Origin of the sequence: Micromonospora sp. CPCC 205554 (genome assembly GCF_036902745.1) — a bacterium.
Taxonomy (GTDB): Bacteria; Actinomycetota; Actinomycetes; order Mycobacteriales; family Micromonosporaceae; genus Micromonospora; species Micromonospora tulbaghiae.
This window is the reverse complement of record NZ_JBAKHP010000025.1, coordinates 14,087-27,269: the sequence shown is the minus strand read 5'-3', so window position 1 is coordinate 27,269 and position 13,183 is coordinate 14,087. Positions and strand designations below refer to the sequence as shown.

Annotated in this window: 8 protein-coding genes; 1 reads left to right on the top strand and 7 read right to left on the bottom strand. The window is 74.4% G+C overall.

The features are described 5' to 3' along the window. Positions 1–232: 232 nt before the first annotated feature. From V6U82_RS24565 to V6U82_RS24540, 6 genes are all read right to left on the bottom strand, one after another. The gene (locus tag V6U82_RS24565) at positions 233–3,499 is read right to left on the bottom strand and encodes an Rne/Rng family ribonuclease (protein ID WP_334464906.1); all 3,267 of its coding nucleotides are present in this window, start codon (positions 3,497–3,499) and stop codon (positions 233–235) included. Between the two features lie 130 nt (positions 3,500–3,629). Continuing rightward, positions 3,630–4,349, bottom strand: coding sequence for a TIGR03936 family radical SAM-associated protein (locus V6U82_RS24560; RefSeq protein WP_128139295.1), 720 nt, complete (start codon positions 4,347–4,349; stop codon positions 3,630–3,632). A gap of 371 nt (positions 4,350–4,720) precedes the next feature. Beyond that, positions 4,721–6,100 (bottom strand): type VII secretion-associated serine protease mycosin, encoded by a 1,380-nt coding sequence (gene mycP / locus V6U82_RS24555; protein ID WP_334464905.1) that lies wholly within the window; start codon positions 6,098–6,100, stop codon positions 4,721–4,723. A 10-nt stretch (positions 6,101–6,110) separates the two neighbouring features. Further along, a complete protein-coding gene (locus V6U82_RS24550; RefSeq protein ID WP_334464904.1) occupies positions 6,111–7,604 on the bottom strand; it encodes a hypothetical protein in 1,494 nt (497 codons plus the stop codon). A 13-nt stretch (positions 7,605–7,617) separates the two neighbouring features. Then, positions 7,618–8,055, bottom strand: coding sequence for a hypothetical protein (locus V6U82_RS24545; protein WP_334464903.1), 438 nt, complete (start codon positions 8,053–8,055; stop codon positions 7,618–7,620). 169 nt (positions 8,056–8,224) lie between these two features. Next, the gene (locus V6U82_RS24540) at positions 8,225–10,210 is read right to left on the bottom strand and encodes a TIGR03960 family B12-binding radical SAM protein (RefSeq protein WP_128139044.1); all 1,986 of its coding nucleotides are present in this window, start codon (positions 10,208–10,210) and stop codon (positions 8,225–8,227) included. A 208-nt stretch (positions 10,211–10,418) separates the two neighbouring features. Here V6U82_RS24540 and V6U82_RS24535 point away from each other — a divergent pair, with 208 nt between their 5' ends. Continuing rightward, a complete protein-coding gene (locus V6U82_RS24535) occupies positions 10,419–12,443 on the top strand; it encodes a hypothetical protein (RefSeq protein ID WP_334464902.1) in 2,025 nt (674 codons plus the stop codon). 4 nt (positions 12,444–12,447) lie between these two features. On the opposite strand, the gene V6U82_RS24530 is transcribed toward V6U82_RS24535, so the two are convergent. Beyond that, positions 12,448–13,155 (bottom strand): lysophospholipid acyltransferase family protein, encoded by a 708-nt coding sequence (locus V6U82_RS24530; RefSeq protein ID WP_128138439.1) that lies wholly within the window; start codon positions 13,153–13,155, stop codon positions 12,448–12,450. Positions 13,156–13,183: the final 28 nt, after the last annotated feature.

Sequence of the window (13,183 nt, the reverse complement as noted above, 5' to 3'; positions counted from 1 at the left end):
GGTCGTTCCCACGGCGTCTCGCCGGGAGCCGTGACACCGGCGGCGCGGGCACGCGGGAACTCGGCACACCAAAGTGCGCCGCAGGCAAGCGTACGCCATACCCGGCCCGCCCCCCAAACCGGGCTGCCGGTCGGTGCCTCTCCGCCCGGCCCGGCGGGCACGACAGGGCCCCCGCTCCGCCTTCTGCCGGCGGATCGGGGGCCCTGTTCGCGCAGGTCAGCGCGTTAGCACCTCACGGCCGGGTACGCCGCCGGGCGCCACCACGGCGCGCCCGCCGACGCGGGGCGCCGCTGTCGTCGTCGTTGTCTCCGTCACCGAGCGCGTCCGGGTCGTCGGCGGCGGCCAGCCGGGCCGAGTCGCCCTCCTGGCTGTCCGCGACCGCCGGGGCGGCGGGCGTGTCCGTCTCGAACCGGGACAGGTCGTAGCCCTGGGTGTCGTAGTAGTCGTCGTCGTTCTCGGCCACCTCGGCGACGGTCCGCTCCGGCGCGGCCGGCGGCTCGGCGGCGGCCTGCGCGGCCGGCTGCTCCGGCGCGGCCTCCACCGCGGGCTTCTCCGCGGGCTTCTCCGCGGCGGCCTTACGGCCCCGGCGGCGGCCCTTCTCCTCGGCCGGCGCGGCGACCGCCGAGGCGACCGCCTTGACCTTCTCCCCCGCCCCGCCGCGCGGCTTCTCCGGCACCGGCTCGGTGTGGATGATCACGCCCCGGCCCTTGCAGCACTCGCAGGTCTCGCTGAACGCCTCCAGCAGGCCCGCGCCGATGCGCTTACGGGTCATCTGCACCAGGCCGAGCGACGTGATCTCGGTGACCTGGTGCTTCGTACGGTCCCGGCCGAGGCACTCGGTGAGCCGGCGCAGCACCAGCTCCCGGTTCGACTCCAGCACCATGTCGATGAAGTCGATCACCACGATGCCGCCGAGGTCGCGCAGCCGGAGCTGGCGCACGATCTCCTCGGCCGCCTCCAGGTTGTTGCGGGTGACCGTCTCCTCCAGGTTGCCCCCGGAGCCGGTGTACTTGCCGGTGTTGACGTCGATGACCGTCATCGCCTCGGTGCGGTCGATCACCAGCGAGCCGCCCGAGGGGAGGAAGACCTTCCGGTCCAGCCCCTTGAGGATCTGCTCGTCGATCCGGTACTCGGCGAACACGTCCGCCACCCCGGCGTGCCGGCGCAGCCGCGCCACCAGGTCCGGGGACACGTGCGACAGGTACGACTCGACCTCGCCGTACGCGGACTCGCCCTCGATGACCAGCTCGCGGAAGTCCTCGTTGAAGAGGTCCCGGACCACGCGGATGACCAGGTCCGGCTCCTCGTAGAGCAGCACCGGGGCGCCGCCCTCGGTCGACTTGGCCTGGATGTCCTCCCACTGCGCCTGGAGCCGCTTGACGTCGCGCGCCAGCTCGTCCTCGCTGGCGCCCTCGGCCGCGGTCCGGACGATCACCCCGGCGCCGTCCGGCACCAGCTTCTTCAGCACGTCGCGCAGCCGCTTGCGCTCGGTGTCGGGCAGCTTGCGGCTGATCCCGGAGGCGTTGCCGTTCGGCACGTAGACCAGGTGTCGGCCGGAGAGCGCGATGTGGCTGGTCAGCCGCGCGCCCTTGTGCCCGATCGGGTCCTTGGTCACCTGCACCAGCACCGAGTCGCCGGAACGCAGCGCCTGCTCGATCGAGCGGGCCCGGCCCTCCAGGCCGGTGGCGTCCCAGTTGACCTCACCGGCGTACAGGACCGCGTTGCGCCCGCGCCCGATGTCGACGAAGGCCGCCTCCATGCTCGGCAGGACGTTCTGGACCTTGCCCAGGTAGACGTTGCCGGCCATGGTGCCGGACGAGTTCCGCGTGACGTAGTGCTCCACGAGCACGCCGTCCTCGAGCACGGCGATCTGGGTGCGGTCGCCGCGCTGGCGGACCACCATCACCCGGTCCACCGCCTCGCGGCGGGCCAGGAACTCCGACTCGCTCAGGATCGGCGGCCGCGTACGTCGCTGCTCGCGACCGTCCCGGCGGCGCTGCCGCTTGGCCTCCAACCGGGTCGAGCCGGAGACACCCTGCACCTCGTCGACCGGCTTGCGCGGCTCGCGGATCTTGACGACGGTCGGCACGCCGTCCTCGGCCGCGGTGTCCGCCTCCCCGGCGCCCCGGCGGCGACGACGGCGACGGCGACGGGTCAGCCCCTCGCCCTCGGCCTCCTCGTCCTCGGCGGACTCCTCGGCCTCGGCCTCGGCGGTCTCGGCCGCGCCGGACTCGTCGACGTCCTCGTCGTCGGCGTCGTCCGCGCCGCCCTTGCCCCGGCCACGACCCCGGCGGCCCCGGCGGCGACGACGCCGGCCCGCGGCCGTCTCGTCGTCCTCGTCCGCCTCGGCTGCCTCCTCGGCCTCGGCGGCCGGCTCCTCCTCGGCGGCCTCGGGCTCGACCTCGGCCTCGACCGGCTCGACCTCACGGCGGGCCCGACGGCGACGCCGGCCGGTCTCGACCGCTTCCTCGATCGGCTCCTCCGCCGCCGGGTACGTCACCTGGACGGCCGGCGCCTCGTCCGGCTGCGGCGCCATGAACAGGACGGTCGGCGCGGAGAGCGCGGCACGACGCCGGCGGCTCGTGGCCGGCGGCGCCTCGGCCGGCTCCTCGGCCGCGCGCGGCACGGCGGCGCCCGTCGACACCACGCCCGTCGCGTCCGCCGGGCCGCCGCCGCGGGCCAGGTCGACCTCTGCGGTACGCGCGGACGCGGCGCTCGCGTCCTCAACACTCTCGGCCTCGACGTCCTCGCCGGTGGTCTCACCGATGCCGGCCGTGCCGCCGGCGCTCACCCTGCCGCCGCGCGCGGCCTTGTTCTCGCTGGTGGTGGCCTTGTCCGTGGTGGTCTCGGCGCCGTCGATGTCGGCGCGTCCCTCGGCGATCAGCTCGCCCCCGGGCGCGGAGACCGGCCCGTCGATCACCCCGTCCGCGGGCGCCTGCCCCGCGACGGCGGTCTCGTCCGGCGCGACCGTCTCGGCAGCCGGCGGCGTGGCCTTGCGACGACGGGTCCGGGTCACCTTGACCGGAGGCACGACCTCCTCCGAGGCGGCCTCCACGCCGGCCGCGGCCACCGGCTCCTCGACCGCCTTCGCCGGCGTCGCCTTACGACGTCGCCGGGTGGTCTTCGGCGCGGTGTCCAACTCGCCGGCCACCGGCGCGAACACCTCGGCCTGCGGCGACTCGCCGCTGCCGGTCACCGTCGTGGACGCCTCGACCGGCGCGTCGGTCTGCTCCGGCTGGTTCAGCGGAGCGGCCTTGCGGCGGCTGGCCCGCTTACGGGCGGGCGGCTTGGTCTCGGCGACACCTTCCACGGTGGCGCCGCCTTCCACGGTGGCGGCGCCTTCCACGGTGGCGCCGTCGGCGCTGCCGGAGGGGGCGCCCTCCGTGCGGGCAGAGGCGGTGGTGTCAGCGCTGCCGGAGGCGGTGGTGGCGCTGTCGGCGGTCGTCCCGGCCGGCTCTGCGCCGGTCCGTTCGCCGCCCTCGGGCTCGTTCTCGAGCATGGACGTTCTCCAGTTCTGGCCGCCCCGGGCGCGGGTGAGCGCTGCCACGCAGGGTTGCCGCAAAGGTGTTTCCGCCGGGCGCGCAAACGCGCGACCGCCGAAGTCTGCCTGCCAGAGCGTTGACCGACGGTCAGCGCTCTCCGATGGTTGCCCCGTCGCGATCCGCGTCCAACGGATCGACGATCTCGCCCTGCGCGGTCAGCGTGCCCTGCGCCAGCCGGATCACCTTCGGGGTGACCGGCGGCTCCAGGGCGGCCACCGCACGGAGGCCGGACAGGACGTCATCGGGCCGAACGGACGGGGTGACCTGCCGCACGACCAGTTCGAGTATCGCACACGGTACGGCCGCCGCCCCGGAAGGCGTCTCAGCCGGAGCCACGACATCGATCGACACCACTGCCGCTCGGGCGTCGAACGTACGCCGCCCCTGCTTGGTCATCCGCTCGACCTGGATCTCCTCGGCGGCGGTGAAGGCCGCCACCGCCTCCGCGAGCACCTTCGGGTCGACCTCGGGCAGCTCGATCCGCCAGTACGACGCCTCGATCCGGTCCGCCAGGCTGCCGCCGGTGGCCTCCACCGCGTCGAGCACGTCGAGGCCGGGCGAGAGCGCGGAGTCGAGCGCCTCACGCAGCCGCGCCGGGTCGACCGGTTCCCGGAGCCCGATCTCCAGGTACTCGGCCTCGCTCGCCACACCGGTCGGCGCGGCCGAGGCGTACGAGATCTTCGGGTGCGGGGTGAACCCCTGAGAGAAGGCGATCGGTACGCCGGCCCGGCGCAACGCGCGCTCGAAGGCCCGGGCGAAGTCGCGGTGCGAGGTGAACCGCAGCGGCCCACGCTTGGCGTACCGGATACGGACCCGCTGGACGACGGGGGCCTGGCCGCCCTCGGGTTGAGGCTTTCTGGCGATCGTGAGCTCCTCGGCTGTGCCTGCGTATCGGTCTCATCCTGACGCAGCGTCCACCGCGCCCCACACCCGGGGCCACCCCACCCACCCCAAACCCACCCAAACCCCAGCCCTTCCCGGCACTCAGGTGGGGCCCTGACACGATGATCAAGGACTTGACGTCCAGATCCGCCCCACTCCGGCCCCACAAACCCCTTGATCACCGGGCACAGCGAGGCGGGGCCAGGCAGCCGGTCGATCATGAGGTTGACGGGCCGATTGGAGATCGACATCGCCGTCAACTTCATGATCGACGGGGTAGGGGTTGGGTGGGTGGGTCAGGTGCGGGTGTCGTGGGGTGGGGTGGGCTGCTGGGGTGGGGATGGGTACGCGCCCGGGTGGGGCGGGGTGACCGGGTGGGCGTAGGCGCCGGGTGACGGGTGGCTGCCGGGAGGGCCGCACCCGGAAGGCGGGGCGGCGGGATAGCCGGCCGGGACCGGCGGGCCCTGCCCACCGCCGTCCATCCGGTCCAGCGCCTCGTCCGGGATCGAGCCGGCCCGGGCCAGTTCGCGCCGGTGACGGCGGCGGTTCCAGATCAGGAACACCACGAGTGCCAGCAGCACCACAACCGCCACAGCGATGCCGATGCCGATCACCATGACCTGCTGGTCGGTGGGGCCGCCCCGGTCGCCGTAGTCGGTCACGTCGAAGTCTTCGTCCTCGGCGGCGGCCGGCGGCGCGGACGCGCTGGGCGGGGCGGCGCCGAGCAGCGGGTTCGCCGACACCGACGGCACGTCGGCGGTCAGCGCCGCCACCGGGTCGATCCGGCCGAAGCCGAACCGCGGGTCGCGGCCGGGCGGGCCGGAGTCCCGGGCGGTACGGATGATCCGGTTGATCACGTCGGGCGCGGAGAGCCGCGGGAACTTCGACCGGATCAGCGCCGCCACACCGGCGACGATGGCGCTGGAGTCGGAGGTGCCGTCGCCCCAGCCGTACCCCCGGTCGGGGCCGATGTTGTAGACCTCGTCCCCGGGCGCGGCGATCACCGCCTCCGGGCCCTGGGCCGACCCGGACCAGAAGCCGCCACCCCGCGTCGTGCCGGTCACCGCGATCACGCCGGGGATCTTGGCGGGCGCGGCGACGTCGGGGCCGAGTTTGCGGACGTTGCCGGCGGCGGCCACCACGACCACGTCGCGCTCCAGCGCGTACCGGATCGCGGCCTCCTCGCCCTCGTCGATGGCTCCGGCGTGCCCGTAGGACAGGTTGAGCACCTTCGCGCCGCCGTCGACAGCCATCCGGATTCCGGTCGCGGAGTGGCCCGGATCGCCGATCTCGGCCGCCGGCTTGCGGATCGGCAGGATCCGGGCGTCCGGCGCGACGCCTGTCACACCGGCTCCGTTCGCAGCGATGATCCCGGCCATGTGGGTGCCGTGACCGTCCGGGTCGCGCCGGCCGTCGCCGGAGCCGGAGGTGCTCCGGCCGGCCAGGAGCTGACCGCGCAGGTCCGGGTGGTCGGCGTCGGCGCCGGTGTCGACGACTCCGACCACGACACCGCGCCCCGTGGAGATCTGGTGCGCCCGGTCGATCCGCAGCTCGTCGAGATACCACTGCTCGGACCGGCGCGGCGCGCCGACCGCGGGCTGCGCGGCCCCCAGCACCATCAGCCCGGCCGCCAGCGCGGCCACCACCGGCCGGAGCGCGCCGACGTGCACCCTCATCCGTCCGTCCTCATCGCAGGATGCCCGGGGACGCACCGTCACCGGCGCCCCACGGATCGTCGTCCTCAGTCAACCACGACGAGTGGTCGCCACCACCGCCGCCATGCCCGGCGCCGCCGTGGCCACCCATCATCCCGCCGCCCATCATGCCCGCGCCGGCCAGGCCGCCACGCGCACCGCCCGCGCCGCCCGTGCCGCCCGGCCCCGCGCCCGCCGCCGCGCGCAGCGCACCTGCCGCGCTGGTCAGCGGCGGCACCTTGCCGTTACCGCCGCCGACCATGCCGGGCAGCGCGCCCACGCCCATGCCACCCGCGGCGCCGAGGCCACCGCCACCGATGCCGCCCGCGGAACCCAGTCCGGCGCCACCGCCACCGCCGCCGAAGCCGGCGCCGCCGGTGCTCAGTCCGGCACCACCGCCGAGGGTGCTGCCCGGGCCGCCCGGGGTGATCGTGCCCGGCCCGCCCGCGCCGGCCAGGCCGCTGCCGTACTCGGGGCTGACGGAACCCGGGGCGCCGGCGCCGGGCACGCCGGTGCCCGGCGGAGTGTACGAGCCGCCGCCGGGACCGCCGCCACCCAGCTCGGGCACGCCCGTGGTCGGCGGGGGCGTGAACGAGCCGCCGCCGGGCACGCCGGCACCACCGCCGCCGATACCGGTGCTGCCCAGCGAGGGCATCCCGCCGCCGCCACCGCCACCGCCGATGCCGCCGCCACCGCCGCCCGGCAGCCCGCCGCCGGGCACTCCGGACGGGGGTACGCGGGTGTCCGGGCGGTAGCCGTCGTCCAGACCCCCCTCAGGCATCGGTACGGCCAGCTTGGGGCGCTCGGCCTCGACCGCGGCCGGCAGCGGCGACATCGCCTTGTTGGCCGCCTGCTGGTTGTCGCGGTACCAGTTGTCGAGGTGCGACTTGGTGTCCCACCAGCCGCCCCGCTTCTGGTCGCTGGCGTTGCCGTCGATCTTCATGGTGGCTTCGAGGTCGTCGGCCTTGTCGCGGAACGCGCCGTCGGCGTAGAGCGCCTGGTTGGCCTGGTAGTCACTGCGCAGGGCGGCGAGGAAGCCGGACTGGCTCTCGCCGTCGCGGGCGTCGTCCAGCTCGGTGCCGCCGGGCAGGCTCCACTCGTTCCAGCCGAAGTTGTCCATCAGCGGGATCGGGATGCTCGCCACCGCCGTACGGATGTCACCCTCGATCCGCGTCAGCGCGCCACTGACGTTGCTGGCGTGCGTGATGAGTTCCTCGATCTCCTTGCCGATGTTCCCGAGGTGCTCGCGGTACGCGTCGCCGCCGCTGCCCTTCCAGCCGGCGAGCATCCCGGGGAGGCCGCCGGTGTGCGGGCGCTCCTGCCCGGCCGCGATCGGGCCGACGAACGAGCGACCGACGAGCGAGTCGCGCAGGTGGCCGAGCGCGGTGGAGAGGTTCTTCCAGCCCGCGCCGACCGATCCGACGGTTTCCGGGTCCGCCGAGAGCGTCACCTCACGGACGCAGCGCTCCCAGGTGCCTCCTGCCATGACCGTCTCCCCCTCAGGCCGTGTACGGGTAGGTGGGCTGCTGCCCGGCGTCCGGCGGCGGGGCCGCGGACTCCAGGAGCCGCTCGATGTCCTTGCCGTTGGCCGCGTTGCGGGCCTCGGCGTCGCGGAACGCCTTGGCGATGTCCTGTGTGCCCTGCTTCAGGCCGGCCAGCTTCGAGGAGATGGCCTTGAGGTGGGCCTCCATGCTGGCCGTGGACGTGGTCAGCGCCTGCCACTGCATCCGGGCGTCCTCGTACGCGCCGAACGGGGTGCCGTTGGGCACCGTCTGGGCGTTGCCGCTGTCGCCCTTCATCCGCTCCTTGATGCGTTCCATCTCGTAGCCGATGGTGTCGTCGACGTACTGCTTGAGACGCTCGACGTACTCCGCGGCGGCGTCCAGGTCCTCGACGCTGACGTGCAGATCGCCGGTGTCCGGCGGATTGATGCCCATCCTGACTGTCCTCCCCGCTGCCGGCCCCGGCCGGTCCATTACGGACGCAGCGTATCGAGGAAGGACCAGTCGGGGCACCCCCGCCCCAGGTATGGCGCCGGTCACCGGGAAAGACGACGGAGCGCGGGAACCCGGTCGGGTTCCCGCGCTCCGGTGCGTGCCGGTGGCCTCAGCCCTGCGCGGCGGCGGGCAGCTTCAGGCCGTTGACCGGGGTGAGCGGCAGCAGCTTGCGGCCGGTCGGGCCGATCTGGATCTCAGTGTCCATGGACGGGCAGACGCCGCAGTCGAAGCAGGGCGTCCAGCGGCAGTCGTCCTGCTCGTACTCCGACAGGGAGTCCTGCCAGTCCTGCCAGAGCCAGTCCTTGTCCAGGCCGGAGTCGAGGTGGTCCCAGGGCAGGACCTCCAGCTCCTCGCGCTCGCGGGTGGTGTACCAGTCGAGGTCCACGCCGTACGCCGGCAACACCTCGGCGGCGGCGTCCACCCACCGCTGGTACGAGAAGTGCTCGCTCCAGCCGTCGAACCGGCCGCCGTTCTCCCAGACCCTGCGGATCACCGCGCCGACCCGGCGGTCGCCCCGGGACAGCAGGCCCTCGATCAGCGACGGCTCGCCGTCGTGGTAGCGGAAGCCGATCGCCCGGCCCAGCGAGCGGTCGCTGTTGATCGCCTGCTTGAGCAGCTTGAGCCGGCCGTCGATGACCTCCGGCCGCTCCATCGAGGCCCACTGGAACGGGGTGTGCGGCTTCGGCACGAACCCGCCGATGGAGACCGTGCAGCGGATGTCCTTGGATCCGGTCGCGGCGCGGCCGGCCCGGATCACCTCGTGCGCCATGTCGGCGATCTCGAGGACGTCCTCGTCGGTCTCGGTGGGCAGGCCGCACATGAAGTAGAGCTTCACCTGCCGCCAGCCGTTGGAGTAGGCGGTGACCACGGTGCGGATGAGGTCTTCCTTCGACACCATCTTGTTGATCACCTTGCGGATCCGCTCCGACCCGCCCTCGGGGGCGAAGGTCAGACCGGTCCGCCGCCCGTTGCGCGACAACTCCTGGGCCAGGTCGATGTTGAACGCGTCCACCCGGGTCGACGGCAGCGACAGCGAGACGTTGGTGCCCGCGTACTGCTCGGCCAGGCCGGAGCACATGTCGCCGATCTCGGAGTGGTCGGCCGACGACAGCGACAGCAGGCCGACCTCGTGGAAGCCGGAGAACTCGAGCCCCTGCTGCACCATCTGGCCGACGGTGGTGATCGAACGCTCCCGCACCGGGCGGGTGATCATGCCGGCCTGGCAGAACCGGCAGCCACGGGTGCAGCCCCGGAAGATCTCCACCGCGTACCGCTCGTGGACCGTCTCGGCGAGCGGGACCAGGGGCTTCTTCGGGTACGGCCAGGCGTCCAGGTCCATCGTCGTGCGCTTGTGCACCCGGAACGGCACGTCCGGGCGGTTCGGCACGACCCGCTGGATCCGGCCGTCGGGCAGATAGTCGACGTCGTAGAAGCGCGGCACGTAGACGCTCTCGGTCCGGGCCAGCCGCAGCAGCAGCTCGTCCCGGCCGCCCGGGGAGCCCTCCGCCTTCCACTCCCGGACGATGGCGGTGATCTCCAGCACCGCCTCCTCGCCGTCGCCGAGCACCGCGGCGTCGACGAAGTCGGCGATCGGCTCCGGGTTGAACGCGGCGTGCCCGCCGGCCACGATCACCGGGTCGGCGTCGGTGCGGTCGGCGGCGAGCAGCGGGACGCCGGCCAGGTCGATCGCGGTGAGCAGGTTGGTGTAGCCCAGCTCGGTGGAGAACGAGACGCCGAACACGTCGAAGTCGCGCACCGGGCGGTGGGCGTCGACGGTGAACTGCGGCACGCCGTGGGCGCGCATCAGCTTCTCCAGGTCGGGCCAGACCGCGTACGTCCGCTCGGCCAGCACGTCGGGCAGCTCGTTGAGCACCTCGTACAGGATCTGCACGCCCTGGTTGGGCAGGCCCACCTCGTAGGCGTCCGGATACATCAACGCCCAGCGGACGGTCGCGGCGTCCCAGTCCTTGACCACGGCGCCGAGTTCGCCACCCACGTACTGGATGGGCTTGGTCACCTGCGGCAGCAACGGCTCCAGCCGGGGCCAGACCGAGTTGGCGGCGGCGGGACGCGGGGTCGTGGACGGGGCACTCATGATGCCCAAGCGTACGCGGTGCCCCCGCCTTCTCCCGCGCCCGCGCCCGTGTCCGCCGCGTTGATCAAGGAGTTTGTGTGCTGCCCCGCGCTCCCACCGGACACGAACTCCTTGATCACCGGGGCGGGGGCCGGGGACCGGGGCGGAATTCGTCCCGGGTGGCGGCGCGGTACTAACCTCGCAACGGGCGCGAGAGGAGATAGCCGCGATGCCGCAGCCGCAGCCGGGGGCGGACCGGCCGGCCGACGGGGCCGAGATGCCGTCCGTCACCGAGCCGGCGACCGCCGCCGACACCGAGGACGCCACCGGCGCCTCGGCTCCGGCGTTCCCGTCCGGCACGCCGCAGGCCGCCGACGACGACCGGACCCCGGACGGGGTGCCGGCCGACCAGCCGTCCGACGCCGCCGACGGCAGACCGCACGACGGTACGCCCCACCGCCGGCCGTCCGCCGTCGCGTCCGACGAGCAGCCGCACCCCACCGAGCCCGGTGACCGGCCGTCCGACGACGGGGTACAGGACTCCTCGCCCGACGCCCCGGCCGCGCCGAGCCCGGTGGCCTCGACCCCCGACGCGCAGCCGACGCCCGCACCGGCCGACCCGTCGGAGCAGGCCGCCCCGGCCGACCAGGCCGACCTGTCGGAGCAGGCCGACCCGGCCGACCAGGCCACCCCCGCCGACCAGGCCGCCCCGGCCGACCCGTCGGAGCAGGCCGGCCCGGCCGACCAGGGCGAACCGACGGAGCCTGCCGAGCCGGTGGGCGCAGCGGCCGGCGACGCCGAATCGCCCAGCCGGGCCGGAACGACGAACGACGACGCGGACGCCGCCGTCGGCGACGCCGGAACGACAGTCGACGGCGCCGACGCCCCTACCGACGACGCCGAGGCGCCGGCCGCCGACGCGGGGACGCCGGCCGGCACCGACGCCACCCCGCCCGTACCGGTCACCCGGGCCCGGGGTTCGGCAGCGGTTCCCGGCCGCACCACGCCCGTCCCCACCGCGCGGACCGGGCGCCGGCCGGATCCGACCCGCATCGACCTCGCGCCGCAGCCGCAGCAGGCCACGCCCACGCCCGGGCCCACCCGGGTCGAGAACACCCCGGATCCCACCCGCGTGGAGAGCACACCCGACCGGACCCGGGTCGAGGCGCCCGCGCCGCGCTGGAGCGGTTCCGCAGCCGTTCCGCCACCGCCGCCGCGCCGGCCCGCCTGGGGTGAGTCCGCCGAGCCCACGCCGGTGCCGCCGCTCGCGTCACCGGAACACGCCACGCCGGTCGACCCGTGGGCGGGGGTGGACACCACCGGCTGGGAGCTGCACGCCCCCGAGCTGCCGCCGCCGACGCCGACGCTGCCGTACACCGCGCCCTGGGCCGTGCCGGACAACCCCCACCCGGCCCACCCGGCGCCACCGGCTCACCCCGCCCCGCAACCGGCGCCACCGGCCCATCCCGCGCCGCCCGCCGCCCGGCCGGTCTCGCCGCCGCCGCACAGCCCGCCGTACCCCGGACCGGCCCGGCCGGTCCCACCGCCGCACCACCCCGCTCCGCCCGCAGCCCGGCTCCTGCCACCGGCGGCGCCCGTCGCGCCGCCGGCGAAGCCCGGCCGGCCGCCGAAGCAGCGCCGGGGCAAGGCCGGACCGCCTGTCGCGCCGCCCCCGGGCTGGCAGCAGCCGCCCAAGCGGACCCGGCGCCGGCGCCGCTGGCCCTGGCTGCTGCTGCTCTCCGTCGCCTGCTGCTGCGGCCTCCCGCTCTGGTGGTTCCAGCCGATCTCCAGCCAGTACCCGGCCAGCGTCACCCTCCCGGACCAGATCGACTCGATGCGGCTGCGCCAGGACGAGAGCAGCAAGGCCGCTGCCGAGGAGCTGAAATCCCAGGTACGCGAGTCGAACCTGCTCGCCGAGGACACGTTCGCGGGCATCTACAGCACGAGTGACGGCAAGCGGGTGACGTTGTTCGGCAGCACCGGCCTGCGGTTCAGCCCGGAGTCGGACGCCAAGTCGGAGATCGAGCGCCTCGCCGGGGACTACGCCCTGCAGGAGTCGGTGGTGGTGGACACCGGCGTACGGGGGCGCCACGAGCGCTGCGCCGTCGGCCGGGCGGACGGCGACTCGGTGGTGGTCTGCGTCTCGGCCGACCACGGCAGTCTCACCACCGGCGTGTTCACCCGGCTCTCCGTGGACGACAGCGGGCGGCTGCTGAACGACCTGCGCCAGCGCGTGGTGGTGCCCAAGTCGTGACCGCTCAGGCGGTCGGCTCGCCGCCGGCCTGGTCGCCGGCGGTCTGGTCGGCGCGCTTCGGGGCGTAGCGCGGGACGTACTCCTGGCCGCTGAGCTTCTGGATCTCGGCCATCATGTCGTCGGTCATCGCGCGCAGCGAGGTGCGGTCGTCGGGACGGCCGGTGAAGTCCAGCGGCTTGCCGAACTTGATGGTGATCTTGGCGCGGCCCGGTCGCGGGATCCGCGTACCGATCGGCTGGGCCTTGTCGGTGCCGGTCACGCCGACCGGGATGATCGGCACGCCGGCGGCGATCGCCAGCCGGACGGTGCCGGTACGCCCGCGGTAGAGCCGCCCGTCCGGGGAGCGGGTGCCCTCCGGGTAGACGGCGACCAGGTCACCTGCCTTGAGCACCGGGATCGCCGCGTCGAACGCGGTGAGCGCGGCCCGCCCACCGGCCCGCTCGACCGGGATCGCGCCCAGGCCGGTGAGCACGAACTTGGAGAAGCCGCCCTTGAGCCCGGTGCCCTTGAAGTACTCCGACTTGGCCCAGAACGCCAGGTGACGGGGCACCACGGTGCCGAGGAGCAGTTCGTCGGCGACGGAGAGGTGGTTGCTGGCGAAGATCGCGCCGCCGGTCGCCGGGATGTGCTCCAAACCCTCCACGTGCGGACGGAAGGCCAACCGGAGCGCGGGCGCCACGGTGAGCTTGCCGATGGTGTAGAGCAGGGGCACGGGTCCTCCGGCGGTCGTACGTGAAACA

Excerpts from the sequence above, each read along its gene's own strand:
- V6U82_RS24565 (WP_334464906.1), bottom strand. The coding sequence starts at position 3,499 with ATGCTCGAGAACGAGCCCGAGGGCGGCGAACGGACCGGCGCAGAGCCG.
- mycP (WP_334464905.1), bottom strand. The coding sequence starts at position 6,100 with ATGAGGGTGCACGTCGGCGCGCTCCGGCCGGTGGTGGCCGCGCTGGCG.
- V6U82_RS24550 (WP_334464904.1), bottom strand. The coding sequence starts at position 7,604 with ATGGCAGGAGGCACCTGGGAGCGCTGCGTCCGTGAGGTGACGCTCTCG.
- V6U82_RS24545 (WP_334464903.1), bottom strand. The coding sequence starts at position 8,055 with ATGGGCATCAATCCGCCGGACACCGGCGATCTGCACGTCAGCGTCGAG.
- V6U82_RS24540 (WP_128139044.1), bottom strand. The coding sequence starts at position 10,210 with ATGAGTGCCCCGTCCACGACCCCGCGTCCCGCCGCCGCCAACTCGGTC.
- V6U82_RS24535 (WP_334464902.1), top strand. The coding sequence starts at position 10,419 with ATGCCGCAGCCGCAGCCGGGGGCGGACCGGCCGGCCGACGGGGCCGAG.